A 25,784-nucleotide genomic window follows, 5' to 3' on the forward strand; every position below is an offset into this window, starting at 1 on the left:
GACCCTAAGACGCCAAAGCACCGTCATCGTGCTGTTTCCAACCTGGACCAAACCGTTGAAAGGCGGGCAACGAGAAGTGATCCAAATCAGGCCAGCCACCGTTGACGACCAGGCCTTTCTCGAAACAATGTTTGCCGTGGCAGTCGACTGGCACGCCAATCCACTTCGTCCAGTAGCAGAAATTATGTCCGAGCCGGGGCTAGCCAAATATGTGGCCGATTTCCCAAAGAATGGCGACTATGGCTTCGTGGCACACACCAACGGCACCCCACTCGGCGCTACCTGGTACCGCTACTTCAATACCGATGAACCTAGCTACGGTTTCGTCGATGAAAACACACCAGAGCTAATCCTCGGACTGGTTTCAGAAGCTCGAGGACAAGGCCTGGGTAGCCGCTTAATCGAGATGCTGATTGATGCGGCACGGTCGAAGGAGCTGCCAGCACTTAGCCTCAGTGTCGACAACGCCAACCCGGCGATGCGTATCTATCGGAGGTTAGGTTTCGTGGTCGTAGACGAAAAATCTTCCGAAGACGGCAGCATCACCCACAGTACGATGCTGCTCAAACTAAACCCGTAGCTCATCTAGCTGGAGTCCCAACCACCTTGTGTTGCCAACCGAGAGCTGTGGTGAGCTTAGTGCTCGTGCGCAATGCCTAGTTGGTGCATGGCCCGATGATGAGCTTCCGACAGCTTGGTCCATAGCTCGGCATCAAAGGCGTACATGGCGCTGGGGAAGAGCCCGTATTCTTCGGCTTCAATATGCGTCACCAAAATGTTGTATTGACGCTGGTCAAAGACCCCATCCGTTAACATCTGGTGAAGGTCATCGTGTTCGTTTTCAAAAGCCTCACATACCTCGGGCTCTAAATCGCCGGTACTAAGAAGTAACGGGTACAGACCAATTTCTTCTTTAGTGGTATGCAGCTCTAACAATGCTTGCAATCGCTCAACCTCAAGAGGGTCGGCAAGCCCATCTTCGGTGGCCACCGCTACCGAACGCGCCAGGTTCATGATCTCGTCGTGCTCGGCGGTAAGTTCGGCAATCGGCTCATAGTCGCGACATCCGCAGTGATCGCACATATCTCTCGAGCCTAGCCAGCTTCCCCGCCACTTGTGATAGCCGCCGTTTGAACCAGCAGCTGGCGACATGAATCATCTCACCGGATGGTCTGATGTCGTTATGATGGGCCCAAATAAGAACTCTCGACCACGCGGGACCAAGGATTCGACACGCTCGCTTCTTCTCCAACCGGTCGAACCTAGGTGGACTTGCTGGGGAGGCGCTATGTCAGTTAGCGGCATTGACTACACCAAGATGGACGGGGCGATTGGCACCAACTGGTACGATCTGGACCCGATTTTACAGGCTCGAGTCAGAAGCCAAACAGCCCCGGAAGATCGTGAATGGGCCGAAGAAACCCTGCGATCTTTTGCCGAGCTTTGCGCCAATGACATTGCGAAAAATGCCGACGTGATCGACGCTGCTCCTGCTCAGCTCATTCGCTACGGACGCATGGCCGAGGAAATTGACGAGATTCATCACCCGGCGGAAACCCTCGACTCTAAACGCAAACTATGGAAGGCCGGTTACGTTTCTGGCTTCGCCGCCGAGGCCGAACGCCGAGGCCGACCAACCCCAGGCGTGGTAACCGCCGCTGCAAACTACCTGCTTTCACAAGCAGACACCGGAATGGTGTGTTCGCTGGGTATGACCTCGGGGGTAGCGGGGCTGGTAGCCAGTTACGCTCCCGATGATTTGCGAGATGACTTACTCGCCAGGCTTCGAACCGACAATTTCGATGAGGGCACCGACGGTTCAATGTTTCTCACCGAACGAAACGGAGGTTCTGACCTCGGGCGAACTGTTACCTGCACGGCCCGAGATATCGGTGATGGAAGAGTTCTTCTAAACGGCGAGAAATGGTTCTGTTCCAATATTGACGGTGATGCCATCGTCATTCTGGCACGCCCCGAGGGAGCTACCGAGGGTAGCGCTGGCATAGGGCTATACCTGTTGCCCCGCTACCTAGAAGACGGCAGCCGCAACACCTATTCGATGCGGCGACTGAAAGACAAACTCGGAACACGATCGGTGCCCACTGGTGAAGTGGAGCTGCATGATGCTCTTGGTTATGCCTTGCGCCCGAAACGCTCAGATGGAACCCAATCAGACTCTGACGCCCGTGGACTTAACCGCATGATGGAAATGGTTAACGGCTCTCGTTTCGGCGTGGCCTTAATGGGATTAGGTATTGCACGCCGATCATTTTTGGAAGCGGTAATTTGGGCCCATCACCGTGAAGCCAAAGGCCGTATTCTAGCCGACTTACCGCTGGTTCGTGAGCAGCTAATCGACCGTATGGTTGACCTAGAAGCCGCCGTAGCTTTGGGCTTTGAGTGTGTAAGTGCAGGTCGACATGCTGAAGGTGCACGCCTACGCCGAATTCTGGTGCCGGCAGCCAAGGTACGTTTGTGTCGCCTTGGGGTAGAAATCTCGGGCTATGCCATTGATCTTTTTGGAGGAAACGGCTACTGCGAGGATTGGGGTATCACCCGGTTGTTACGCGATGCCGTGTGCCACCCCATTTGGGAAGGTTCGGAAAATATTTGCTCCCTTGACGTGCTACGAGCCATTAGGCGCGACAACGCCCACGAAGCGGTATTGACCCGAGTCGACGAAGCGTTAGACCTAGCCGCGACCGGACCTTCTTTCCTAGCTGAAGCAGTAGAAACGGTGCGCTCTAAGCGTGACGAGTTAGCGAACCGCATGGCCGAAATCGACAGCGTAGATACCGAGTGGACACACGCTGGGGTGGAGCGTTTAACAACCTTGTTAAACCATGTCGTGCAGGGGGCACTTTTGTGTGAGCTGGGTGCCGCAGACAATCGCTCCGCTTTAGTGGCACTACGCTACAGTCGCCGTCACCTTAATCCGGAGATGGCCTGGAATGACCGTATTGCCTATTCCCTAGGCAAAGAACTTCTGGCCTATGCCGATATTGGAGCTACAGAAGCCGCCGAAGCAGCCCTAGTTTAATGAGGTGAGTTTGCTGCACCAACCTTTGCGCCCGGCCGCGGCCTAACCCTGTTGCAACCTAGGGCGAATCCGTTGTTTGGCTTACCGAAGTTTGTTGGCGCGCTCGATTACATCGCCTAAGAGTGAGTTCACCATTTCGGTTACAACCTCGGCCCAAGCATCGGGGTCACGCGGTCGTATACCGGCCGAGCGCTGTAACAAGAACCCCAGGTGAAGCGTTTCTAAAATGTAAAGCGCCGCATCAACCTGCATGTTCATCTCGGGGCTTGCAGGACCACCTAAGGCGTCATCAACAATCGGTTGGGCAGACTGTCGGCGTAGCTCTTGGGCCTCACGCACGGCACTGGCCACCTCGTCGTCACGTCGCGAGGTAACAAACGCTTCAAGCCGTAGCGCTTCGTTGTCACCCAACGGTGCTTCATTTAGGGCCGCGTTGACCGTCATTTCGGCAATCAAGTCTCGGTTGTAACCAGTGGCAGCACTGTCGGAGTAGGTCGCTTCAACGATGGCGGCTTTTAATAAATCTTCCTTCGATTCAAAGCGGCCATACAGCGCTCCTGCTGACAATCCAGCGGCCCGAACGACGTCGACGATTCGGGTGTCGTAATAGCCCTTTTCACCAATTACTTTGGCCGCCGCAGCCAGTATCTGAGACCGCAACGGATCATCCAGATCGAAATAGTCGTTTGATTTTCCAAAGGAGTCGGCCACCCAGCCAGATTACCGTGGCCTTCAGTTGCCGTCATCACAGCGGTTTTACAACAAAGATCGACAGGTCTTGACCGCATCCACACACCCCGGCTGACCTCGGAGAACACGTCCGACCACAAACAGGAATCACAAAACCGAATCCTACAGCGAAGCCACAAGATCTGTTCAGGTTCATAGTGGGGAGGGAGTCGCGCCAAAATTGATTGGGGCTGCCAGACTAGCTAGGTGGTTGAACTTACCGATCTAATCTCGACACGCTCGTTGGTATTGGGCATGGTCCGCCCCGATAACAGCCTGCCTGCTGACGAGCTCTATGACGTGGCGTTGACGTGTGGTTTTACCGTACATCAGGTACGACAATGCCTGGCCCGTTTAGTTCAAGAAGACATCTTTTCCCAAGAAGGCCAAGGCCGCCAAGCGCTCTTCACCGCCACCGCCAAAGGTCGTCGTCAAATCGATCCACAAGATGAATTTCTGCGTTTGGCCTGGTCACTTGATCGGCCTAACGCCAGTTGGGATGGCTGTTGGCATCTGGTTGGATTCACAATCGACGAAGGCAGGCGCTCCGAACGAAATGCTCTCCGGGACCATATCGTTCGTATTTTAAGCGGAGCACCTCTGGCGAATGGACTCTACGTATCGCCTCATGATTGGGACGCGGCGATACGGCGAGTGGCCACCAACCTTGGCGTGGCCGATCGCATGATCTACATCCCAAGCCGTAACTTGACGGTTGGTGACCAAAGCGAGCCACGTGCACTCGCTGCACTGTTGTGGGATCTGAAAGATTTGGCTGATCGATGGTCTACTTTCGTGGAAGAAACAACCCACATACTGGACCAATTGGAACAAGCTACTGATACCACACAAGCTTTGGCGGCAGTCGTAGCGGTGGTGGCGCGATGGGGCGTGATTCTAGAAGATGACCCGCTTCTACCTCCGGAGCTTCTTCCTGAAGGTTGGCAAGGTGCGACCGCGAGGCGCCTGTTTGTAGAGGCATCGAACCAGGCCAGAGTCTTGCGGGACGAAGCACAAATTCCAGCCTTGTTTCGCCGTTTCGACACCGTGCTGGACGAGATTCAAACCGCTCCGGTCACTAACTAAGAGTTTGGCCTGAAAAACTTCATTGACTGAATCTAAAACGGCCGTTATGGTTTTGATCACATGACGGTGGTCATACGTTGCCCAGGTAACGGCTGACTAGTGATTCGGGGCGAGGGGGATTCGCCACCAATGAAAGGGTCAACCATGAAAGTCGTACTATTAGGCGCTGGTGGAGGCATGGGTCGCACCGCCGCCGAACATCTGGCTCAAGATTCGTCCATAACATCACTGGTGTTAGCCGATTACGTGGAAGAAGCGGCCCAGCGCATTGCCGCTGGAATTTCGGAGCCGAAAACCACTATCACACCTACCCAAATCGATGCGCTAGACAAGGAGGCCCTCGAGGCGCTCTTGTCGGATGCCGATTTAGTCGTTAACTGCGCCGGACCGTTTTTCCGCCTCGGTGTGCCCACCTTGAAAGCGGCAATTGCTACGAAAACGAACTACATCGACATTTGCGATGACCCCGAGCCCACCAAGGCCATGTTCGCCTTAGACGCCGAAGCCACAGCGGCAGGCATTGCCGCAGTAATTGGCATGGGTGCCAGCCCAGGGCTGTCGAATCTCTTGGCAAAACGTGCTGCCAGCCAGCTCGATCAGGTTGAAGACTGCTTCACCGCGTGGCCTTTAGGAGTCGAAACTTCGGGCTGGTCTGAAAACACGGGCGGAACCGTACCAGGTTCGACGAAGCCATCGGCAGCCGCCGTCCACTTAATGGAACAAATCCACGGCAAGGTCACCATCGCTGAAGGTGGCCATCACATCGATGTGCCGCCACTAGAAGCTGTCCAACTTGATTTCCCCGGATTCGGTTCAGGCACCGGTTACATCGTGGGCCACCCCGAGCCGCTAACCCTTATAAGCTCTCTAGGCCTAAAAGGCCGGAGCGCTAACGTGATAATGACCTCAAAGCGAGTCATTTCGCTTCTCGTCGAACTTCAAAGGCAACTCGACGCTAGCGGACTATCAATAGAGGAAGCCGCGAGCGTCCTCGTAAAACCCTCTAGCCGCCCCGACATCCTAGAAACCTTGTCGGCCCAGAATTATGAGGATTATGGCGAACTGCCCTCTTTTTTCGCCCTCGCAACGGGCACCTTAAATGGTCAAAGAACCACCGTAGGATGCCACGCCGCAACGCTTCCGTCTGGCATGGATGGCTCCACGGGGATACCAGTCGCACTGGGCGCAAAACAGATGCTCCAGTCCAAACTGACACCCGGTGTACATTCACCCGAGGCGGTGATAAACGGCACTCGCTTACTTACCGATCTAATGCCCTACTGCACCACCGAGGTGAACTCACTCGACGAGCTCGCCCCAGTGTCGCTGGCCACCACCTCACCCTAAATGGGAATAAACCGCGGCTAGAGAGTGGATCGTGTATGAGCTAGCTACCAGATTTGCGGTCATAAACTATGGCACCCGAAGAGCTGGAACAACCTCTTTGGCGAACCGTTCGAGTTGTCGTGGGTCTTCGTTCCACAACAGGAAGGTATCGAAGCCATAGACGGTCGCGAATTCCCAGAGCTGGTCTACCCACTGATCAACCGGTCCATGCAGCGGACCGCGTGATGAAGAATCTGTTATCTCCCCAGAAATATTCATCACCCGCCGCAGTTCGCTTCGAGCACGACCGGCCGAGTCAAGCGCTTCGTCCAAACGTTCACTCATCTGCGCGATCGGTGCCACATCCCCTTGGAAAGAAGGCACCCAACCATCCGCGACTCTAGCGGTGAGATCAAGCGCTTTGGGTCCATAGGCACCCAACCAAATACCTATCGGTGCCGTGGGCATCGGCCCGCCTCGTGCCCCGGCCAGATGGTAGTGATTTCCCCGAAACTGGAGGTTGCCTTCACCACTCCAAATCATCCGGATCACTGAAATCGCTTCTTCCAAGGCCCGTAAAGATTCACCAGGACCACGTTTTTCACCACCGTAGGCTTCGATGGCATCCCAGAAAGCACCTGCTCCGAGACCCAAGTCAAAGCGTCCGCCTGAAAGTTTGCCAATAGTCATGGCGGCCTTGGCGATTATCGGCGGGTGTCGCAACGGCAGGTTGGCTACATCAGGGAAAATTCGTAGCGTCGACGTGTGGGCCGCAATAAAGGCCATCAACATCCAGGTATCTACATAACGCCGTTGATAGGGATGATCTTGGATTCCCACGTAGTCAAGCCCCAAAGCCTCAACACGCTTAGCCGTTTCAATCAGCTGATGATCCTCATTCGGTACCAAGAAGTAGCCAAACTTAAGCTGCAACTGTTCTATTGAGGTATCGCTAGTCATAGCTTCTCCCTATTAACCGTCTGTCTTTGCACCTTAACTATCTAGTACTCCCCCGATACGGGTAATCCCAACCGTAATGCAGCTTGTTCATTCGCAATTCGCACGAGACGAAGTTACAGGTGTCACCCAAAAGTGCTGATACCTGCAACACTGGCGAAGCTAGAATCAGGGAAAGGCGCGTAGGTTGAGCAAGCGCTCGATTGAGGGTTGCTTTACTACCGCCTCGTTTCAGATCAAGCCGTGATCACACGAATAAACAGAGGAGAAAAGCATGGCCGGAGCAGATGATCTCGTTGGCAAGGCGAAAAAAGCCCTAGGTGAGCTTAAAGACACCGACAAGGACGAGCTGAAAGACAAAGCTAAAGACTTCGCCGAGAACGTGAAAGATAAGGCCGAAGACATTGCCGAAGATGTAAAAGACAAGGCCGAATCGGCATTCGAGTCGGTGAAGGATCGTTTCTCAAAGAAAGACTAGCTGTCGGGCATCGCTTATTAAGCGTATGAAGCCAGGTCCCCATTGAGCTTCCGAATTGCAGGCCCGCCTGAGGGTCAGATTACCGTTCCAGCCACGGTAAGAGGCATTGCCGGGCAACGCTCCGTTGAACCCATTTGGATTAATACCTTAGGCGGAGTTACTTATAAAATATCTGACCGCCATACCTCTATTTTTGTTAAATGGGGACCGCCCGATCATTACCATCGACTGCACGCTGAAGCGCAGAGGATGCAATGGGCCTACGATTACACCCCAGTGCCGAAGCTTTTAGACATCGGCCAGAACGAAGATGGTGCCTGGTTAGTTAGCGAGGGCATCGAGGCAAGCAGTGCCGTATCAAATTGGTGGAAGACTGTCCCCAAGGCTGCCGTTGATGCCATTGGACAAGGTCTTGCGGCTCTTCACCAGTCATTACCCGTCCCTTTGTGTCCCTTCAAATGGAGTACCGAAGATCGCGTGTCCCAGGTCATGGCACGGGCATCAAATAGAGAACTAACTGACCTAGATGTTGCATCCCTTGGAATTAATCTGACCCTGGAAGACGCCCTCGCAATACTCGAAGATCCGCCAACACCCGACCTCATTGTTGTGTGTCATGGGGATGCGTGCGCCCCTAATACATTGATCGACTCTACGGGCCGATGGGCGGCACATGTGGACCTGGGTTCGCTTGGGATTTCCGATCGATGGGCAGATCTGGCCATCGCATCCTGGAGCCTTGAGTGGAACTTCGGTTCAGATTGGGAATCTCGGTTCTTCAAGGCCTACGGGATTGACCCAGATCCGTCACGGATCCTTTACTATCGTTTGCTTTGGGCCCTGGGACCATAGCTAAATCCACCGCTCAAGCCCCATCGAGGGCCCCGGAACTGGACCGGTACCAACGATTCCAAGTTAGACACAATGTTGGATCAACAAGCAGCAACCGTTGACGAAGACGCTCGTCGGGAACAGATCTTAGATATTCAGCGCTACATCTTGGAAGATCTCGTGAACCCCATCGATTTATGGATTGGAGATGTCCGGGGGGTACCCTCGTTGACCACCGGGGAAGCGGCCATTCTCGGATTGTTGGCAATTCAACCGTGGACAACATACGAGTTAGCGACTCAGCTTCAGCGGTCGTTGCGCTGGTTTTGGCCACTTGGAGAACGCACCATCTACGACCTACCCAAGGCTTTGGTAGGCAAGGGTCTTGCAGCTTCAGAGGAGAAACTCACTGGAAAACGCACCAGCACCGTATATTTCATAACGACGGATGGAGAACGAGCCCTCCGCCGTTGGCTGGACCAGACCGGTTCCATCCCACGTCTCGAAATTGAAGACCTGGTCAAGGTGTTTTTCGCCCCCGGTGGTTCGCTTGAACTGCTTGCTCGCACCATTGAACACATGCGAGAAGCTGCTTTTGAAGCAATGTCTGAGCTGGCCGAGGTAGGTGCCGGAACTGCCGACTACCCGGTTGATGGGGCCATCGCCCAACGGGTATCCGTCAACGCCGTCAGTTTCGAATTAATTTTTCGGATTCATTCCACCATTTTCGAATGGACAAAATGGGCCCAAGACGCCATTAACCAATGGCCGAGCACCACCGATCCTCGTTGGGATGAAGCAGCCGGGGTCTTCGCGGCCGCCAACCGCCATGTTCACAGCCTCACCAACGAAAATAGAGTCCATGCTCTGACTATTCAGTCAACACCAGGGTCGCCAACAGACGAAGAAATCACACCGACGCTCTTAGCAGTGGTCGCCCATACCGACGACGAAACCTTTGGCTTTGGCTCGCTCTTGCGGCAGCACCGCCCCGATGTCGTAGTCACGCTCGACCCCACTGGATCAGACGGACACCGTGACCATGCGGCGGTAGGCGCCGCTGCGACTGACGCCTTTCACAACTGCGTCACCTGGGATGCAGCGTTATATCACTGGTGTTTGCCACGATCGCTGATGCATGCATGGAGCCAAGAAATAGCATCTCGACAGCCTGATAGCGTGTACTTGGAAACTGATTTAGGACGTCCGGATGACGACATCACCACGGTGGTGGAATCTGCCCGTTGGTTAGCAAAGCGCGAGAAAGCCATTTCCAAGCATCACACCCAATCTTCACCTTTTGAAGGCTTGCCAGAGCCTCTATACCAAGCGTTTTTTACTTAAGACCATCTGGTAAGAATTGTTCCGCCTTGGGAAGGCGGCCCCACCGAAACGTCACTTCTCGGACTTCGGCACTGACCAACGAAACACAACTCGCCAATTACCGATGCGCCACCGAACCGATGGTAGGTAGCGGTGAACCCTACAACACCACCAAGTAGGGCTGACTGCTATCTATTTACCAAAACCTTTACCGTTTGGTTAAGGCCGATAAGCTGCCCGTATGAGTTCTCGGGGCACCACAGATCACGGCAAAACTGGTGCTCAACGGCTGTCAACCTACCGATTGGTCATCCCACCACAAGGCTTGTTCGCTATCGCCGCAATCATTGTGGCGACTTGGTTGGCGCTACAAATTGTCGATCGTGCTCACTCGGTTTTGGCACTCATAATTGGTGCGGTCACTGCTGCGATCGTATTTGCGCCGGGTATTAATCGCCTGTCACGACACATGCCCAAAGCGTTAGCACTTGTTGGAGTGACGCTCGGGGGAATGGCATTGGTTGTTGCTTCGGCGTCGACGATTGGCTGGGACCTAAATCGCCAGTCGACGGCCTTAGCCGATGGGATCGAAGCTGCTATTGAACGTTTGCAACCCGAGAGCACGCTGGCTGAATTAGCCGAAAAAATGGATCTAGTGACACGGAGTCACGACCTGCTCGACGACTTCGCCGCGCTCGCGGTGCTAGGTGACTCCGACCTCACCGCTGCTGCTAGCCAACTCAGCAAATTGGTAGTTATTGCCGTAATGGCGGCTTTCATGGTCTCAGAGGGCCAGACACTCTTAGCCACCGCGTTGCGTGGCGTTTCCTCGCCCGAACGACGCAACAACCTCCGACACCTCATCTATAGCGGTGCCTCTAGAGCCAGTTCATACTGTCGTCGTACTATTGGGGTGAGTACCGGGCACGGGTTAGTTGCGGCCGGTGTGGTTTTGATTCTTGGTTTGCCCGGCTCGATTTCGCTAGGCGCCTGGGTGGCTCTGGCCGTCACCATGCCCATTTTGGGCGGTCCCTTGGCATGGTCACCCATTGTTGCCATGGCTTTCGCCACCGACAATTGGCCTTTAGGTGTGGCGGCTTTTGCCGTCCTATTTATCGTTATCGACCGCTACCTGCGCAAAAAATGGGCAAACGACAAACTCCGACTCGGACCGGTTCTTAAACTATTTGGTATTGGTGCTGGGCTTTACATCCTGGGCATCGTCGGTGGTTTTGTGGGCTTGGTGGTGGTAGCAACTTTGGCCGGGATACTGGCTGCCTATCGCGACTTTCTACAGGCTCAACAAGCTCAGTTACTGGCCTACAGTGACGGTGAAATTCCACTGAGTGAGCTAGAAGCATCAGCTTCTTACGAAAACGGTGACACAGCAGCCGCGGTCGAATCGGCCGCTAACCGTTCGCTCTTAGTCACCTTTTCGCCACGCACCATGTTGACTTCGGCGGTCTTGGTCCTCGGAATTTTTAGTTTTTATCGCTTGGGCCAATCGATGGAATCCTTTGTCATCTGGCTAGCGGTAGGCGGGTTTATCGCCATTGGCGTTGACCGGCCCGTGTCCGCCATTGTGCGGTCGTGGAAGTTCCCTCGGATTGCCTCAATTGCTTTTGTGATTGGCCTTTTCGTTGCGTTTTTGGCCACCGTGGCCATCGTGGCCGGACCGTCGGTGACCGACTCTGCCAACCAGGTAGCGAAAGAAGCGCCCGAAGCGGTTGCCTCACTGGAAGATTTGCCCATCGTGGGTAAGCTTCTGGCCGACAATGATGTTTCCCAAAAAATCGAAGACGAACTGAAACAACTTCCAGATCGTTTAAGTGATTCGTCGCTAGTTGAACGAGTTGCAGCGTCAGCCGGCGATGGACTAATCGGGCTGTTTTGGCTGGTCTCGATAGTCTTAGCAATCCTGCTCGACGGTCCACGTTTAGTGAATGCTGCGGGCAGTCTCGTACCGTCTAGGTCACGCCAAAGGGCCCAGGAATTAGGCGAAGCCGCATACACCACTTTGTCCAATGTGGCTGCGGCCTCGGCTTTTGTAGCAGCTTTGAACGGCATCGTAGTGATGTTCATTGCCCTCTTCTTGCGCGTGCCGCTGGCACCAGTACTTGGTGTGTGGTCAACCGCCTGGAACTTCATTCCGCAAATTGGTGGTTTCATGGGTGGCGCGCCGCTGGTCTTGCTGGCAATAGCCCAGGGTCCGCTTAAAGGGATCATTGCACTGGTTATCTTCATTGCTTACCAGTCGTTCGAAAACCATGTTCTTGAACCGGCAGTCGGCAGTAAAGCCGCCGACCTGCCTCCCCTTATTATTCTGATCGGGGTGTTAATCGGTGGTTCGCTCTTTGGCTTCGTAGGTGCCATTTTGGCCGGACCAGTGCTTGGTGTAGGCAAGGTGGCGTATCTCAAGCTTCGCGGCAACCGCTCTAGTGGCGAAAACGTGGCTGAAGCGTCGTCGAATAGCGGTTCTAGCGGCGAACTCGCGCAAAAATCGCTTTAAGATACTTCCCTTCTTCAAATCGGACCGGGTGATCTAGCGCATGGCCGCTACGACACAATTCCTCTAGTTGAACACCCGCATTACTGGCCGTTTTGGTTACGACGCGATAAAAATCTTCGGCCGTAACCCGGCTCGAACACGAGGCTTGCATCAAGAGCCCACCACTATTGACCAGCGGGATCGCCAATTGGCTAAGGCGGGCGTAGGCGCGTAACGCCGAGGCAACACTGGCTTGGTTCTGCGCAAATGCTGGCGGGTCAACGACCACCACATCAAAGCGTTTACCTTCCTTAGCAAGCTGCTCCAACACCTCGAAGGCATCTCCCTGACGAGAAGAGGCTTTGCAATTTGCAACCGCTGGAATATGGCCATTGTGGGCCAAATTTCGGGCCGTAGCCGAAAGTGCTGGGGCACTAATGTCAACGCTAAGAACCGAACGGGCACCCCCCGCCGCGGCCGCAACAGTGAACCCACCGCCAGCACAAAAAACATCCAGCACCCTTGCACCCCTAGCGTTCTCGCCAATTAAATGACGATTATCGCGCTGGTCAAGGAAATAACCAGTCTTCTGTCCGGCCACCACATCGGCCTCTAGCGTCAAACCGTTTTCCTTAAACAGAACTGGCGCGGTAGGGGCATGTCCGTAAATTGCCATACCGTCATAGATGACAGCGGGTACATGGTTCGCGCTACGGCGACTGAGACGCAAAACTAGGCTCTCAAGCTCTAGTAGTTCTACCAACTGCGGCACCAAAGTCGCCAGGTAGGGTAACCAGGCTTCGGTATAGATTTTGACGACAGCTATCTGGTCGTATTTGTCGACCACCAGACCCGGGAAGCCGTCGTTTTCTCCGTTAATGCACCGTACCCCGGTGGTGTGCGTGGAAGCCAACAAACCTTGACGGCGAACTAAGGCTTCTTCTAGTTGTGTGCCCCACCATTGATCGTTGATTGGAGTGGGTTTACCCCGATGCAGCACTTTCACCCGAATAGGCGAGTTCGGATCGAAAAGACCTATAGCGACGAAATCGCGTTTGGAGTCGAAAACAACCGCAAGGTCACCTGCTTGGCCATCGTGTGAAATTGAGGTTATTGAATCTTCATAAAGCCACGGATGACCTTTCCTGAGCCAACGACGGGCTTCGTCGCTAACCCGCACCGCAAGGCGTTTTTGATTTGGTTGTGGCAATTGATCAAGCCAGCCAAGGTCCATACTCAAAAATCAGCGTCTTTCCTTCTAGGAACGCAGGAGTTCTCAACTGTCCTACACCAAACAAAAAACCTACTTGCACCATTCGAGGTGGAATAGTTACCGAATGAGTTCACATTTAAACATGACCCGAGAGAACCCTTGGGTAACGCACTCGAAGGTCCTTCAGAATCTGACAAATAGATCGCAATATTACCTCAACCGATACCGCTCAAATCTTCGAACATCTTCCATACCGGTAGCGTAACGTTTATGTTACGGCATATGCTAAGAGCATGGAGCGACCACAGACCGGTGCCGAGCGGTATTTCGCGAATAGGCTAGAGGACCCCGCATACAAGACCAACTACGAAGAAGCCAAAGGTCGGATTCAACAATTCGACAGCATCATCCGGGCACTTGATGACCGTAGAGAGGAACTGGGGTTCTCAAAAGCAGAATTGGCACGCCGTGCTGGACTGCGACCAGAAGCGGTCAGACGCTTGTTCTCGGCACACGCACAAAACCCAACGTTGCGTACGCTAGTTGCCCTCGCAAGCGCACTCGAATTAGAGATTTCTGCTACTCGCTCTCAAGCCAATATTTTTAATTGAGCACCAACCGATTACGGGAAAACTCGTCCCTGAACTGTTGACTATCAGTGTCGTCAGTCGAGAGGCTTTCAATAAAACGGCTCAGGCGAACAGCTTCCGTACCAGTCAAATCTGGCGGCACGCCAATTAAATTACTACTCCAGCCTTTGTAAGGAAAGGACCCTTGAGCGTGGGTAAGCTCAACAGCAGAATGAACGCAAATGAACGCCGTTATACCCATGGGCATCATGATTCGGTTTTGCGGTCGCATCGGTGGCGTAATGCTGCTAATTCCGCCGCCTATCTGCTTCCATACTTAAAACCCGGACAAGACCTGTTAGACATTGGGAGCGGACCCGGAACCATTACCCGCGACTTCGTGTCTTTGGTGGCACCCGGGCGTGTGACTGCACTAGAGACGACTGATGAAACCATCCGATTAACCATGGATGAGTTGGCTGCGAACTGGCTTAGTGCCGACGGCGTGGTGGGAGACGTTCACGCGATGCAGTTTCCCGATAGCAGCTTTGATGTAGTGCACGCCCATCAGGTGTTGCAGCACGTACACGACCCAGTCCAAGCTCTTAGAGAAATGCGACGTGTTTGCAGGCCCGGCGGTTTCGTTGCAGTTCGCGACAGCGACTATTCGGCGTTTAATTGGTTTCCCAAAATACCCGAGCTAGACGAGTGGATGGCGTTATATCAAGCTGTGGCTCGCTCCAATGGCGGTGAACCCGAAGCGGGCCGCCACCTGCTTAGCTGGGCGCATGCGGCCGGTTTTGAAAATGTTCAAGTATCAGCTAGTGCCTGGAGTTTTGCAGCCCCAGATCGCAGTCGTTTCTGGGGAGAAATGTGGGCCGAGCGAATTCTCCATTCCGCGATTGCCACCCAAAGCGTTGAGCTAGAACTGGCCACGCCAAGCACGTTAGAACGAATTTCGGCAGGCTGGAGGGAATGGGCGGCTCACCCCGACGCCTCCTTCGGAACGTTCCTCGGTGAAATTATCTGCTGGTGCTAAACCTCGAGGCCACCGACCAACGCTAGATATTGCTTTGATCGGGATGTTGGCTAGCTGGCGCCTCTAATTCAGCCGCAGGTTCAGTACTTTCCGCGACCGGTGCATTGACGCCCAGAGAATAGCTGGTCATAGAAAGCGACCCGTACGCTGGCCCTTCAATGAGAACATCCAACGTCTCATTTGAGGCGGCCGCTAAGCCCGCCAGATAAAGCACGGGAATGAAATGATCGGGAGTTGGAACGGCGCGGCTATAGAAAGGATGCTCGGTAATCTTCAGCACTTCGTCAGGGCGTTGTGTCAAAAGCTCAATCAGCGCCTCGTCGAAACTGTGGTTCCAAGGCTCTCCGCTGTCGGTATTCTTCCAGTCCAACAAGTTCAGGTTATGCACCACGTTGCCGCTGCCCACTACCAGCACTCCCTGTTCACGCAAGGCAAGCAGACGCGTTCCAAGGTCTAAATGGTATTCCAGTGGTTCAAGGGCGTTGATAGAAAGCTGCACCACCGGAATATCAGCATTTGGGAAGGCGTGAGTAAGCACCGACCAGGTGCCGTGATCAAGACCCCAAGAATCAGCAGCCAAACCAACCCACACCGGTTTCGCTATTTCAGTTACCAACTCGGCGACCTCGGGGTGGCCCGGCGCCGGGTAATCAAAATCAAATAGCTCATCGGGAAAACCATAGAAGTCATGGATTACCCGAGGTTTGGCCATTGCGGTAACGGCTGAAGCGTTGGTATACCAATGTGCCGACACACAAAGTATAGCGCGAGGCCGGGGAACGGCATTGCCGAAAGAACTCCATGCATCGGTATAACGATTGTGTTCTATGGCGTTCATGGGGCTGCCGTGCCCTAGGAACCCAGCTGGCATTACTGCGGTATCGCTCACAAGATTTATCTTACGAAGGAAAGCTCACTTCGCCACGCTGCCTACGATTGTGCGCACCTTTAAGGGCTGCTCAGCGGGCTAACAGGCCATTACGAATGAGACCACGAATTCAGAAAAGTCTGGTCCACCTTCGACGACGACATTGTCGCCGCGCACTATTCCGCCATCGACGGAAATAGCGCCCTCTTCAAGAGAAGCCTGGTAGTTCTCGGCCGACATAATTTCGCCGATGTTCACATCGACAATGTCTCCGTGAAACATGCTGTCTTCATCAAAGCGAGTGAAATCGATGTGAACCTGTTCTCCTTCGGAGTTAGTTCCATACATTTGGGCGGTAGCCAAGATATTCCCACCGCCAGCTGCGGCGTCTTGAGGACGTAGGTAGCACAACGGTTTATCGACCGAGATTTCTTCACCGTCGATTATCAGGGTGCTGGCGCCTCCGGCTGTTTGGCCATTACCCTTCCCGTTCTCATCGTCAATGTCGACGACCTCTTCGCCATCGTCAACCTCGGCACTATCTGAGTCTCCACCAGCCTGCGAACCATCAGCATCATCCGTCACACTCGACGCCGAATTGTCTAATGGAGCCGCTGAATCGTCATCACTGCCACAAGCGGCTGCAAACACCAGCATAAGCGTTGCAAAGACGCCGACCAGAAATTTGGACCCACCGGTAAAACGCACAAAATCCTCCTCGTTAGATGTGTCACCGCGAGGCTGTAGAGCCGCCGCTTCAGGTTCAGGTGAACGTTCCTGTGCAGCATCAACCCCGCAATTTATGCGCGACCAGCCAACATAGCCGACGACGTACACGTCTCGCATGGAGTTGACTCGTACTGCCTGTGTGATGGCCGAATCGTAATGCAAACTATTTATTACGCCTTATCAACCAATCTCGACAAAGGCGGATTCACCCAGATTTCTTGAAGCGCAAGAATGGCATTCCAAACCTGTGCCACGGAAATTTCGATCAGGCCCGGGTCAACAGTCGCGGCGTGAGCATCGCCTCGACGTCCCGACCAAAGGGCGACATGCCGACCATTCTTAGGCGGACCCCACTCGGAAGGTGCCGACGGTCCAAAAAGCACCAAGTGGCCGTTGCTAAAACGTTTCCGCAGTGCTCGCAGCGCCGGTACAGAGGTTAGAAAATCGTCCAAGCCAACCGCACGAGTGAAACCCACTACGCCGAATTTGGATGCACAATAAGCCGTGGCGTCGGAGACGGCACAATGTGCCAGGGTCGAAGCTACGATGACCACGCGTCCGCGGCTACGTTCAAGTTCGGGCGATGCGGCACGGACCACGGCGGCCGTACCTATGAGGTTTACAGCTATCACCCGGTTCCATGATTCCGTTGGCACTGAGACCAAAGGACCAGGCACATCAACGCCAGCTCAACAAACTACCGAAGTTACTGAACCCAGAATGTCAATTGCCTCAACTGTGGCTCGGGTTGCGTCGGGTACTTCTAGCGTGCCTATTGATACGACTGGCATGCCCATGGTCATGGGCTCGGGCTGGTCGCCCATTTCGTGCGCTACCGCCAATGCTGCGCCAAGGGCTGCTGCCGGGTCGTGAAATACAGCATTAATTCCAAGAACGGAAGCCATAAGATGTCGCCTAGGTCATGGGGCCTCATGCTTTGAGGTCACCCAGCAGCGTGGCGCGGGCCAAACCACCGTTGTGTTACCTCTACCCACTTAACGAGCCATGGGCCATCAGCACTTCGATCGGGCGATATCAATTGGCGTTGGGTTCAGGCCTTGAAATTGGGAAGTGCGCCATGAAGCAATTCATGTCAGAGCACGCCGATGAAAGGGCAAATCATGGCTAAAGATCACGGTCCAAGCATTAAGGATGATGCGCAGTATGAAGCGCTCCGCCGGGAAGGCGCCAGCAAAGAGAAAGCGGCCCGGATCGCCAATCAATCGGCCGCGACTTCACGTTCCGAAACCGGGCGTAAAGGAGGTGAAGCTGAAAACTATCCGGACCGCACCAAAGCGGAATTGTATGAACGAGCCAAAGAGATTGGTATTAAAGGTCGATCTTCAATGACGAAAGATCAACTAATTGAAGCGCTGCGTAACCACTAACACACCGCTAGCGCTTCAATCAATAAATTGTTAGTACATAAAGATTACTTTGGAAGTAACCGACTAACTAGCAACTCGGGCTTCAACTTGGCTTCGTAATTGACGCAAAGTATCGCGCAACAGTCGTGAAACTTGTGTTTGGCTTACCTTAAGAACTTCCGCGATTTGTGCTTGGGTGTACTCTTCAAAAAAGTACAGATGCAACAAGCGTCTGCCAGCATCGTTAAGCTCACGAATGGCGGTTTCAGCCGCCATACGGTTTTCTGCTAATGCATAACCTGCATCTTCGTTGCCGACGCGTTCGCTTAATGGGTCTTCGTCACCCATAACAGCGTCAAGCGAACAGGTATCGCGGGCGTGTAGAGCCATGTTCGCCAACCGCAGCTCTTTCATTGAAACTGCCATGGCTGCGGCTGTCTCGACATCCGTTGGCGGACGATGCAACGACGACGACAACCGTTCAGTCGTGTCACGTTGTTTACCCACGAATTCGTGCACACTGCGTGGCACTCGCACCAGCCAGCCGTGATCGCGGTAGTAGCGACGTATTGCGCCCATAATTGTGGGCGTAGCAAAGGCCGGAAACGGAATACCGCGAGCTGGTTCAAAGCGCTTAAGCGCCAAAACAAGGCCTTCAAGTGCTATCTGGTTCAAATCTTCACGAGGTTCATGCCCTCGGTGCAACCTCGCAGCCAGGGAAAGGGCGTAACTTTGATATTCCTTGACCAACCGGTCAAGAGCATCGCGGTCGTTGCTATCTGCAACCAGAATATGGTCGGCCCAGACCTGCGGATTTTGCGCCGGTGGGTCTTTGCGTTCGCCCCTAGGGAGGGCGTTAGGTGCTGTTGTGTGCGTGTTGCGATGTCTTGATGTTGCGAGGTTCACCGTCATATGAGACTGCCCCCCTTCGCCACCTACGGTGGGATAACTGACCGAAGCCCCCGGGTTCGGCCATTAATCGAATTTCCGCCGCGCTAGATACCCAAGCACACTCAGATTGCTCGAGTTGATATTTCTTAAAATCGGCCCCTACCACTTTGGGATTAAATCGAATAATCCCAGATGGGCGCGTTACACCATTTACAATCACCGCATTCGAGTACGGGTTACACTATAGCCACCTGGGCCTATAAGCAGGCCTGCAATAATAAGCACGAGACCATAGATAAGTGCGCCTTGCAAGAGTTGGATAACTCCGATAATCACTAAAATAAAGGCTACAATTCCTAAGATTAGATTCACGATTTACCTTTCCCAGAGAATAACGATCTAAATCGTCTCGGTGTCGCGTACTTCTGTCTACAGAACTTGAAAACTCTTCACAGGAAACTTCAAGTTCGTGGTAATGCTCGATAACTTTCGTTCGAGCTGGTGCTAGTCCGACATACGTTCTTTTACCGAGTCGATGGCGTCTTCCACTTTGTCTTTCGCGCCTTCTACCGTCTCTTTTACCTTGGCGGCTGCCCGATCGAGCTTGCCTTCTTTCTTCAGCTCATCGTCATTAGTAAGGTCGCCAGCTGCTTCTTTTGCTCGGCCTTTGGCTTCGTCAAAATTGCTACCCATGATCACTTACTCCTTCACTTAGCAAGGCCTCCCTATTTGGAGGCCACTGATTCACACTTACCGCTATCAGCGTCTTCAAATACAAGAAAGCCACTTGCCCGCATTTATATGTTACCGGCGTCACACTTGTTTTCCCGGCGGCCGGGCGGATTCCGTGGACGTAAAGCCAGTGGAAGCCACATTTAGGTAAAGCACCACGCAATAGTGTTTCACCAGTTCACAGAGGGTGTATTCCAGGTGTCTCGGGGTTCTCTATAACCGTTTGCCAAATATTTCTGGCATTGTTTGATCGCGACAATGGTGGGCAGTGTTCACCATGGCATCGAATAATCTTTTATTGGGGGCGGGCCTCTCTTGTGAGGAACAGGGCCCAAATACTTTGCTGTCTTCGGCCCGTGCCGCCATGGCGAATGACTTTCAAGATTTCGCCGTGACCGACCATTACCACCCGTGGGTTCGAGCGCAGGGGCATTCACCGTTTGTGTGGTCAGCGCTGGCGGCTTTGTCTCAACTAGGCGAAATCTCCCTTGGCACAGCTGTCACCTGTCCAACCGTGCGAATCCACCCGGCGATCATCGCACAAGCAGCGGCCACCACCTCGCTTTTAACCAACGGCCGGTTCTGGTTAGGTGTGGGCACCGGCGAGAACTTAAACGAGCACATTCTTGGCCACCGATGGCCGCCCGCACGCGAACGCTTGGCCATGCTGAAAGAAGCGATCGAAATTTTGCGTCTTCTTTGGGGCGGTGGTGAACAGTCTTATGAGGGTAAATACTACGTGGTCGAAGACGCCGAGCTTTACGACCTCCCCGACAACCCGCCCAAAATCTTCATGTCGGCCTTTGGTCCCCAAGCAGCGATAGCAGCGGCTGAAATGGCCGACGGTTTAGTCCTAACCGGTGCCGATTCGGGCACAATCTCGACTTTTCGGGAGAACGGCGGCCAGGGCGAGGTTCATGTCTTAATGAAATTTTGCTGGGATGAAGATGAAAAGCGCGCCCGCCAGATCTGCCACAAACTTTGGCCAACGAGCGGTGTACCCGGACAGCTGAGCCAGGATCTGCGCACACCGGCACTTTTCGAACAAGCCATTTCAATAGTGACTGAAGAAGATGCTGTCGGCAATACTCCCGTTGGTCCTGATCCAGAACGATACGTAACCCAACTTCGAGAATTGGCCGAAGCAGGTGCGACACGAATCTTTGTACAGCAAGTAGGACCAAACCAAGAACGAGGTTTCAAATTTATTCGTGACGAGGTGCTTCCCCGTCTCTAACGTTTGCTGGCGGCCCCAATGTGGCTTTTCGCACTCGAAGAGCAATGTGGTCGCCTTCCACATTCCCAACACCCTCCCATGGGATCCAAACGCTGCGGCGCATAAACCACCGTGCAATGGCCGCCACCATCCAAGGGCTTTTCATGCCGGTTTGGTCATAACCCAGGCGGGCACCAATCGTCCATTTCCCAACGATGAAGCCTTGCACTTTAAAACCAACCCCCGGGACGCTTCGCCGGACACCGTCGTGCACCAAGCGAACTTCTCGAACTTTACCGATTTTGCGGCCGTCGAAATCTACCACTTCGAGACCTAACAGCTCACTCAGATTCATGGCGTGCTCCGGGGATACGTCCAATAAGAGAGCGCCGCCATAAGGTTTCAAAATCTGTGAATTCACAAGGACACCCATGTACGACGGGTCGTTGGCAACCACCAAGATGGGCAAGTACGTCAACGGTAAGGCCACCACGGAAAATACCAACGAAAACTCGGCAACTTTGATCGGGTCGAGAGTGGTCAGCCCAACCGTGACGGCCATAAAAGATGGCGACGATAACGAGCGTATGGAAACGAGAGTATGGAAACGAGCCGCGGCGAGCGGTCGATCGTTCCTCCATGGCCAACCAAAATATTGGGCCACCATGTAGCCACTAGACAACGCTGTTTCGAGCGAAGCACCGAAAGTCGCGACAAAAAAACCAATAATTACTAAGGCAAGCCCTACCTTGCCCAGCGCTAGAAACACCGGGAAAGCCACATGCGCCAACTCGGAAACCATGAAACCGGCAGGCCGAAACACAATTGCGGCGGTGGTCATAATCGAAAGGGACAGCAGCCCACCAAGAGGAAAACCAACCAACACGGTAATCCGGTTTGTTTTCAAGTCGTCCCGAGTCCACCGTTCTTGAACAGCGCCGGAGGAATAAAAGAAAACCTCATAGGGAGTTAAAGCCGCGCCAAAGAGAGCAATAGCGTAATACCAATAGGTGGGCACACCTTCGCCTTTAGGAACTGTAGGACGGGTGGTTTCTTGCCAAAGCTGCGACCAATCCGGCCCCAGTTTCAAGGCAGCGACAGCAAAGACCACCAGCACCAAACCTAAAAGGCCGAACACCTGCTCCATACGCTGAAAGCGCACCTGCCAGATAACAAGCCACACCGCTACACCGGTTATCCTCAACTTAGTAATCTTTTCAACGGCGATGGAGCTCGCCTTTAACCGCCCTAGGGCTGATGGCTCCTACTAAGCAATCGCGGCGCGCTTGTTGGTAGAAACTGGGCTATAAGCCAAAGCTGTCACCAGGCGCAACGCCTACTCGGGTTGAGACAAGGACTCACGTTGTTTAACAAGCTCCTTAAACGGTTAGGTCATCGGCATCAGCGGCAGGCACCCCCCGAACGCACCACTACGGGCACGCCTTCTTTGCGAAACCTAATAGGCTTGAGCCGCATCAACGTGCAGGAACATTGGGGTTTAGCTAAATACTTGCTGCGCTGGCTCGTCTTCGGCAGTGCCGTCGGAGCATTAGCGGGTTTGTCGTCAGGCGGGTTTCTTCTGAGCTTGGAATGGGCCACCGAGACACGACTCGCACACTCTTGGCTCTTGTTCCTACTACCAGTAGCCGGTTTAGCGATTGGACTTACCTACCATCTCTATGGTGCAGCCGCTGTGCAGGGAAACAACCTGGTCATAGACGAAATTCATTCCCCGCAAGGCTGGCTCCCGCGGCGAATGGCACCCCTCATTTTCATCAGCACTATCGCTACGCACCTCTTTGGTGGTTCAGCTGGTCGAGAAGCTACCGCCATCCAGATGTCAGCTGGGTTAACCGATTGGTTTGCTCGTACCTTTCGTTTTGATCCCGAGGAGCGACGCAACCTGTTAATCGCCGCAATTGGCGGAGGCTTTGGCGCTGTTTTCGGCGTTCCGTTGGCTGGAGCGGTGTTTGCTCTTGAGGTTCAAGCGATCGGCCGTTTGCGATACGACGCCCTAATCACCGCGGTCGCAGCTTCGGTAGTCGGTGATCGTGTAGTAATAGCGCTGGACGTAAAACACCTAGCAGTACCCATAATTGAAGCTATTAATTTCACACCCGTCGTATTTGCCAAGGTAGTGGTGGCCGGAATTGCCTTTGGTCTTTGCGCTCGAGTGTTCGTAGAGCTGACCCGATTCGTTAAAGCCACATTTACTAGGCAGTTGCGGTACCCACCGCTGCGACCGGTAGTTGGAGCACTTGGGGTTATTGGGCTCACCTACCTGGTTGGCACGCGCGACTACTTGGGCTTATCGCTACCTCTAATCACCAACTCGTTAGACGAGGCGATTGGTGTAGCTACGTTCGCGTTTGCTCTAAAATTGGTATTCACCTCGCTCACCTTGGGCTCCGGTTTTCACGGGGGTGAAGTCACCCCACTTTTTGTGATTGGTAGCACGCTAGGCGCAACCCTTGGCCACCTACTCGGGCTGCCGGTGCCGCTTGCGGCGGCACTTGGGTTTGCAGCAGTTTTCGCGGGGGCCACTAACACCCCTTTGGCCTGCACGATAATGGGAATCGAGCTGTTCGGCCTTGGCCCATTGGTACCACTTGTTATTGCTTGCAGTGTGGCGTACGTAATGTCATCACACCGTTCGATATATGGCACCCAGCGAATCGCCACCACTAAAGATGGCCGCGTTATAAACGAGACCTGGACGGTCGACACCTACCGAAGGCCGGAAGCGGAAAGCTAGCTGTTAAGCTCACCAATTCCTTCATAAGTACGTGACGTGATTCGATGGTTGCCGACCCGTCGGTCCATCCGGAACTTTCCCTGCCACTTCCCTACTGAGGTAGTCATGTCTGATAATTCAACACCAGCTAATTGGTACCCTGATCCGGCGGGGCGCCACGAGTACCGTTACTGGGATGGTGTCCAATGGACCGACCACGTTTCAGACGGTGGCGTGCAATCGGCGGAACCACTTGAACCGGATTTCGGAGACAAGGTTGATTCGACTTTTGGCCTTGGCGATGCACCGAGTCGGCCCGATGTTGTGAAGATGGTGACCGGTGATGGAGTCCGAGGCGCTGGGATTAAGCAGAACATTGCAGACGGCGACGGAACATTGTGGGGCGAACCGATTCTGGTAGTCAGTCAGAAGGTCAAGCTGATTGAAGTTAACAATCAATACGGCGTATTCAATCAACATGGCAAACAGATCGCAGCGGTCAACCAAGTCGGTCAATCATCGGTGAAGAAGGCGATGCGGGTTTTAACTGGTTGGGATCAGTTCATGACTCACAAACTAGAGATTGCCGACAGCGAAGGGCAGATTCGGCTCCGCCTGACCAGACCCGCCAAAGTTTTTAAGTCGACCGTGGTGGTTGAGGATGCCAACAGCTCCGAGATTGGTCGGATTGTGCAGCAGAACGTGTTCGGCAAGATCCGTTTTAGTTTGGAAGCTGGGGGCCAGGCATTGGGTTCCATCAATGCCGAGAACTGGCGCGCCTGGAACTTCGCTATTCGTGATGCTAACGACGTGGAAATTGCCCGTATAACGAAGACTTGGGAAGGTTTGATGAAGACCATGTTCACCACAGCCGACAACTACGTGGTGCAGATTCACGAGTCTATTCCCCAGCCGCTCTTGTCGTTGGTGGTGGCTTCGGCCTTAACCGTCGATACGGCTTTGAAACAAGACGCCCGCGGTCTGAATTAGTAGTTGGCTTGGCGAACGGGTTAGAGGTTGGGTTCAGTGTTGGGCTAGCAGTTCGTCTCGGCGAAGCTGCCGTATTCCTATTGTTGCGCTAAACCAGCCATATGTCGTCTTTAGCAAGACAATCTCAACTTCATACCGCTAGAATTCAGCTATGGCTCGCACCGCAGAAACAGAACTGGTTCCCATTTGGCGCAGCCGTGTGCAGCCAATCATCTTGCACGAAGTTAGCCTTCACCCCGGGTTAACGGCGGCCTCAATTGCTAAACGTCACAGGTTAAATAGGGCCACCGTTGCTGCCGAAGTAGCACGCTTGAGTAACGCTGGTGTTCTTATCGCTACTCCCATCGGACGTGCTAATCAGCTTTCCCTCAACTGGGATAACCCCACAACCACACATTTGGTCGCATTGGCTGACCATACGGTGGGCCTACTTAGTGACCTGGCCAAGCTCTACGCCATTAACGGCGTTAGTCGAGTCGCAGTTTTTGGCTCTTGGGCACGCCGCCACCTCGGCGAAGCTGGGCCTCCGCCCGACGATATAGATGTGCTGGTTGAAACCACCGGCGAGGAATGGCCCATCGTCGAGGCTTGTCTCAGCGTGTCGGGCAAGCGTGGAATAACCATTTCACCTTATATTCTCACTAACAAAAACGGTGACTCGAATGCCATTACTACGGCCATCTTGGCCGGACCCCTAGTTGAGGTTTCCGAGGATGAAAGACCAGACAGCTAGCTGTCTCCAACAACACCTGTTAGACAAGTTGAAAGCGCCGAACGTGGTTCCCGCGAGTGCGTGGGTGGCATCCGCTCACCGGCACCACCAATCGGCGGCTTTAATCATCAACCACGACCCAGCTGGGGCATTACAAATGATTTGGTCAGCAATGCACGATCTTGCCAAAGCCTGTTCCGCTTCTTTGGGCCAGCGCTTGGAGGGGGAAACACACGGCAAAGTCGCCGACTTTCTCACGTGCATCTTTGCCGACCTTCTTAGCGACAAAGAGCTCGGGCTCATTCGATTGTTGCATTCCCGACGTAACGCTTCAAGCTACGACGACCCACGAGTAGCTCAGGGCCCATTAATCGGCAGCGCTGTAAATCTTGGGGCGAAAATGGTCGACATCGTGAACGACTGGCCGGAATTCAGTTCCGACTAGCTGCGCCCACCCTCAGTGACC

26 protein-coding genes, 1 pseudogene and 1 riboswitch are annotated in these 25,784 nt (G+C 53.9%); of the genes and pseudogenes, 16 read left to right on the forward strand and 11 right to left on the reverse strand.

Annotated elements, in window-relative coordinates; genetic code table 11:
* Positions 1-28 precede the first annotated feature (28 nt).
* Entirely contained in the window at positions 29-580 is a 552-nt protein-coding gene (locus WC184_07435; GenBank protein MFA7477715.1) for a GNAT family N-acetyltransferase, read from the forward strand.
* Between the two features lie 56 nt (positions 581-636).
* Here WC184_07435 and WC184_07440 read toward each other — a convergent pair whose 3' ends face one another.
* Positions 637-1,152 carry a hemerythrin domain-containing protein gene (locus tag WC184_07440; protein MFA7477716.1) on the reverse strand — a complete coding sequence of 172 codons (516 nt, stop codon included), beginning with the start codon at positions 1,150-1,152 and terminating at the stop codon, positions 637-639.
* Positions 1,153-1,288: 136 nt separating this feature from the next.
* On the opposite strand from WC184_07440, the gene WC184_07445 reads away from it, so the two are divergent.
* Positions 1,289-3,040, forward strand: a complete 1,752-nt coding sequence (locus tag WC184_07445; GenBank protein MFA7477717.1) for an acyl-CoA dehydrogenase family protein — start codon at positions 1,289-1,291, stop codon at positions 3,038-3,040.
* An 81-nt stretch (positions 3,041-3,121) separates the two neighbouring features.
* Here the strand turns inward: WC184_07445 and WC184_07450 are convergent, their stop codons facing one another.
* Positions 3,122-3,751 (reverse strand): helix-turn-helix domain-containing protein, encoded by a 630-nt coding sequence (locus tag WC184_07450; GenBank protein ID MFA7477718.1) that lies wholly within the window; start codon positions 3,749-3,751, stop codon positions 3,122-3,124.
* Between the two features lie 225 nt (positions 3,752-3,976).
* Here WC184_07450 and WC184_07455 point away from each other — a divergent pair, with 225 nt between their 5' ends.
* Both WC184_07455 and WC184_07460 read left to right on the forward strand, forming a co-directional pair.
* Entirely contained in the window at positions 3,977-4,855 is an 879-nt protein-coding gene (locus WC184_07455) for a PaaX family transcriptional regulator C-terminal domain-containing protein (protein MFA7477719.1), read from the forward strand.
* Positions 4,856-4,999: 144 nt separating this feature from the next.
* Positions 5,000-6,202, forward strand: a complete 1,203-nt coding sequence (locus WC184_07460; protein ID MFA7477720.1) for a saccharopine dehydrogenase NADP-binding domain-containing protein — start codon at positions 5,000-5,002, stop codon at positions 6,200-6,202.
* Between the two features lie 66 nt (positions 6,203-6,268).
* Here the strand turns inward: WC184_07460 and WC184_07465 are convergent, their stop codons facing one another.
* Complete coding sequence (locus WC184_07465; GenBank protein ID MFA7477721.1) at positions 6,269-7,141, reverse strand: LLM class flavin-dependent oxidoreductase; 873 nt, start codon at positions 7,139-7,141, stop codon at positions 6,269-6,271.
* Positions 7,142-7,412: 271 nt separating this feature from the next.
* Here WC184_07465 and WC184_07470 point away from each other — a divergent pair, with 271 nt between their 5' ends.
* From WC184_07470 to WC184_07485, 4 genes are all read left to right on the forward strand, one after another.
* Complete coding sequence (locus WC184_07470) at positions 7,413-7,616, forward strand: YtxH domain-containing protein (protein MFA7477722.1); 204 nt, start codon at positions 7,413-7,415, stop codon at positions 7,614-7,616.
* A 42-nt stretch (positions 7,617-7,658) separates the two neighbouring features.
* Positions 7,659-8,468 carry an aminoglycoside 3'-phosphotransferase gene (locus WC184_07475; GenBank protein MFA7477723.1) on the forward strand — a complete coding sequence of 270 codons (810 nt, stop codon included), beginning with the start codon at positions 7,659-7,661 and terminating at the stop codon, positions 8,466-8,468.
* A 72-nt stretch (positions 8,469-8,540) separates the two neighbouring features.
* Positions 8,541-9,791 carry a helix-turn-helix transcriptional regulator gene (locus tag WC184_07480; protein ID MFA7477724.1) on the forward strand — a complete coding sequence of 417 codons (1,251 nt, stop codon included), beginning with the start codon at positions 8,541-8,543 and terminating at the stop codon, positions 9,789-9,791.
* Between the two features lie 220 nt (positions 9,792-10,011).
* Entirely contained in the window at positions 10,012-12,279 is a 2,268-nt protein-coding gene (locus tag WC184_07485) for an AI-2E family transporter (GenBank protein ID MFA7477725.1), read from the forward strand.
* Here WC184_07485 and WC184_07490 read toward each other — a convergent pair.
* Positions 12,248-13,492 carry a class I SAM-dependent methyltransferase gene (locus WC184_07490; GenBank protein MFA7477726.1) on the reverse strand — a complete coding sequence of 415 codons (1,245 nt, stop codon included), beginning with the start codon at positions 13,490-13,492 and terminating at the stop codon, positions 12,248-12,250. The two genes, WC184_07485 and WC184_07490, sit on opposite strands and share 32 nt — an antisense overlap.
* A gap of 272 nt (positions 13,493-13,764) precedes the next feature.
* Here WC184_07490 and WC184_07495 point away from each other — a divergent pair, with 272 nt between their 5' ends.
* The gene (locus WC184_07495) at positions 13,765-14,082 is read left to right on the forward strand and encodes a helix-turn-helix transcriptional regulator (protein MFA7477727.1); all 318 of its coding nucleotides are present in this window, start codon (positions 13,765-13,767) and stop codon (positions 14,080-14,082) included.
* Positions 14,083-14,272: 190 nt separating this feature from the next.
* Entirely contained in the window at positions 14,273-15,079 is an 807-nt protein-coding gene (locus tag WC184_07500; protein ID MFA7477728.1) for a class I SAM-dependent methyltransferase, read from the forward strand.
* 22 nt (positions 15,080-15,101) lie between these two features.
* Here the strand turns inward: WC184_07500 and ygiD are convergent, their stop codons facing one another.
* The 3 genes and pseudogenes from ygiD to WC184_07515 all read right to left on the reverse strand — a co-directional run bounded on the left by ygiD (position 15,102) and on the right by WC184_07515 (position 17,419).
* The gene (gene ygiD / locus WC184_07505) at positions 15,102-15,950 is read right to left on the reverse strand and encodes a 4,5-DOPA dioxygenase extradiol (protein MFA7477729.1); all 849 of its coding nucleotides are present in this window, start codon (positions 15,948-15,950) and stop codon (positions 15,102-15,104) included.
* Positions 15,951-16,046: 96 nt separating this feature from the next.
* Positions 16,047-16,838: a hypothetical protein gene (locus WC184_07510; GenBank protein MFA7477730.1), complete on the reverse strand. Its 792-nt coding sequence runs from the start codon at positions 16,836-16,838 to the stop codon at positions 16,047-16,049.
* Positions 16,839-17,131: 293 nt separating this feature from the next.
* Positions 17,132-17,419: pseudogene (locus WC184_07515) on the reverse strand (SDR family NAD(P)-dependent oxidoreductase).
* A gap of 378 nt (positions 17,420-17,797) precedes the next feature.
* Between WC184_07515 and WC184_07520 the strand changes: the two are divergent.
* On the forward strand, positions 17,798-18,064 hold the full coding sequence (locus WC184_07520) for a Rho termination factor N-terminal domain-containing protein (GenBank protein ID MFA7477731.1): 267 nt from the start codon (positions 17,798-17,800) through the stop codon (positions 18,062-18,064).
* A gap of 63 nt (positions 18,065-18,127) precedes the next feature.
* Here the strand turns inward: WC184_07520 and WC184_07525 are convergent, their stop codons facing one another.
* The 3 genes from WC184_07525 to WC184_07535 all read right to left on the reverse strand — a co-directional run bounded on the left by WC184_07525 (position 18,128) and on the right by WC184_07535 (position 19,627).
* Positions 18,128-18,955: a sigma-70 family RNA polymerase sigma factor gene (locus tag WC184_07525; GenBank protein MFA7477732.1), complete on the reverse strand. Its 828-nt coding sequence runs from the start codon at positions 18,953-18,955 to the stop codon at positions 18,128-18,130.
* A 195-nt stretch (positions 18,956-19,150) separates the two neighbouring features.
* Complete coding sequence (locus WC184_07530) at positions 19,151-19,306, reverse strand: GPGG-motif small membrane protein (GenBank protein ID MFA7477733.1); 156 nt, start codon at positions 19,304-19,306, stop codon at positions 19,151-19,153.
* A 132-nt stretch (positions 19,307-19,438) separates the two neighbouring features.
* Complete coding sequence (locus tag WC184_07535) at positions 19,439-19,627, reverse strand: CsbD family protein (protein ID MFA7477734.1); 189 nt, start codon at positions 19,625-19,627, stop codon at positions 19,439-19,441.
* Positions 19,628-19,943: 316 nt separating this feature from the next.
* Here WC184_07535 and WC184_07540 point away from each other — a divergent pair, with 316 nt between their 5' ends.
* Positions 19,944-20,903 (forward strand): TIGR03557 family F420-dependent LLM class oxidoreductase, encoded by a 960-nt coding sequence (locus WC184_07540; GenBank protein MFA7477735.1) that lies wholly within the window; start codon positions 19,944-19,946, stop codon positions 20,901-20,903.
* On the opposite strand, the gene WC184_07545 is transcribed toward WC184_07540, so the two are convergent.
* Complete coding sequence (locus tag WC184_07545) at positions 20,872-22,086, reverse strand: divalent metal cation transporter (protein ID MFA7477736.1); 1,215 nt, start codon at positions 22,084-22,086, stop codon at positions 20,872-20,874. The genes WC184_07540 and WC184_07545 overlap by 32 nt on opposite strands.
* Positions 22,087-22,095: 9 nt before the next feature.
* A riboswitch (Fluoride riboswitch) is annotated at positions 22,096-22,156 on the forward strand.
* A 191-nt stretch (positions 22,157-22,347) separates the two neighbouring features.
* Here WC184_07545 and WC184_07550 point away from each other — a divergent pair.
* The 4 genes from WC184_07550 to WC184_07565 all read left to right on the forward strand — a co-directional run bounded on the left by WC184_07550 (position 22,348) and on the right by WC184_07565 (position 25,763).
* Positions 22,348-23,637: a chloride channel protein gene (locus tag WC184_07550; GenBank protein MFA7477737.1), complete on the forward strand. Its 1,290-nt coding sequence runs from the start codon at positions 22,348-22,350 to the stop codon at positions 23,635-23,637.
* A gap of 105 nt (positions 23,638-23,742) precedes the next feature.
* Positions 23,743-24,606 (forward strand): phospholipid scramblase-related protein, encoded by an 864-nt coding sequence (locus tag WC184_07555; protein ID MFA7477738.1) that lies wholly within the window; start codon positions 23,743-23,745, stop codon positions 24,604-24,606.
* Between the two features lie 151 nt (positions 24,607-24,757).
* Positions 24,758-25,339: a hypothetical protein gene (locus tag WC184_07560; protein MFA7477739.1), complete on the forward strand. Its 582-nt coding sequence runs from the start codon at positions 24,758-24,760 to the stop codon at positions 25,337-25,339.
* Positions 25,320-25,763: a hypothetical protein gene (locus WC184_07565; GenBank protein ID MFA7477740.1), complete on the forward strand. Its 444-nt coding sequence runs from the start codon at positions 25,320-25,322 to the stop codon at positions 25,761-25,763. Before WC184_07560 ends, WC184_07565 begins: the two co-directional genes overlap by 20 nt.
* Positions 25,764-25,784: the final 21 nt, after the last annotated feature.

This window comes from Acidimicrobiia bacterium (assembly GCA_041676705.1).
In the GTDB taxonomy this organism is placed as follows: domain Bacteria; phylum Actinomycetota; class Acidimicrobiia; order Acidimicrobiales; family SKKL01; genus Actinomarinicola.

Coding starts and splice junctions, on each gene's coding strand:
- WC184_07440 (MFA7477716.1), bottom strand. CDS start 1,152: ATGTCGCCAGCTGCTGGTTCAAACGGCGGCTATCACAAGTGGCGGGGA.
- WC184_07445 (MFA7477717.1), top strand. CDS start 1,289: ATGTCAGTTAGCGGCATTGACTACACCAAGATGGACGGGGCGATTGGC.
- WC184_07460 (MFA7477720.1), top strand. CDS start 5,000: ATGAAAGTCGTACTATTAGGCGCTGGTGGAGGCATGGGTCGCACCGCC.
- WC184_07465 (MFA7477721.1), bottom strand. CDS start 7,141: ATGACTAGCGATACCTCAATAGAACAGTTGCAGCTTAAGTTTGGCTAC.
- WC184_07470 (MFA7477722.1), top strand. CDS start 7,413: ATGGCCGGAGCAGATGATCTCGTTGGCAAGGCGAAAAAAGCCCTAGGT.
- WC184_07480 (MFA7477724.1), top strand. CDS start 8,541: ATGTTGGATCAACAAGCAGCAACCGTTGACGAAGACGCTCGTCGGGAA.
- WC184_07485 (MFA7477725.1), top strand. CDS start 10,012: ATGAGTTCTCGGGGCACCACAGATCACGGCAAAACTGGTGCTCAACGG.
- WC184_07490 (MFA7477726.1), bottom strand. CDS start 13,492: ATGGACCTTGGCTGGCTTGATCAATTGCCACAACCAAATCAAAAACGC.
- WC184_07495 (MFA7477727.1), top strand. CDS start 13,765: ATGGAGCGACCACAGACCGGTGCCGAGCGGTATTTCGCGAATAGGCTA.
- WC184_07500 (MFA7477728.1), top strand. CDS start 14,273: ATGAACGCAAATGAACGCCGTTATACCCATGGGCATCATGATTCGGTT.
- ygiD (MFA7477729.1), bottom strand. CDS start 15,950: ATGCCAGCTGGGTTCCTAGGGCACGGCAGCCCCATGAACGCCATAGAA.
- WC184_07520 (MFA7477731.1), top strand. CDS start 17,798: ATGGCTAAAGATCACGGTCCAAGCATTAAGGATGATGCGCAGTATGAA.
- WC184_07525 (MFA7477732.1), bottom strand. CDS start 18,955: ATGACGGTGAACCTCGCAACATCAAGACATCGCAACACGCACACAACA.
- WC184_07535 (MFA7477734.1), bottom strand. CDS start 19,627: ATGGGTAGCAATTTTGACGAAGCCAAAGGCCGAGCAAAAGAAGCAGCT.
- WC184_07540 (MFA7477735.1), top strand. CDS start 19,944: ATGGCATCGAATAATCTTTTATTGGGGGCGGGCCTCTCTTGTGAGGAA.
- WC184_07555 (MFA7477738.1), top strand. CDS start 23,743: ATGTCTGATAATTCAACACCAGCTAATTGGTACCCTGATCCGGCGGGG.
- WC184_07560 (MFA7477739.1), top strand. CDS start 24,758: ATGGCTCGCACCGCAGAAACAGAACTGGTTCCCATTTGGCGCAGCCGT.
- WC184_07565 (MFA7477740.1), top strand. CDS start 25,320: ATGAAAGACCAGACAGCTAGCTGTCTCCAACAACACCTGTTAGACAAG.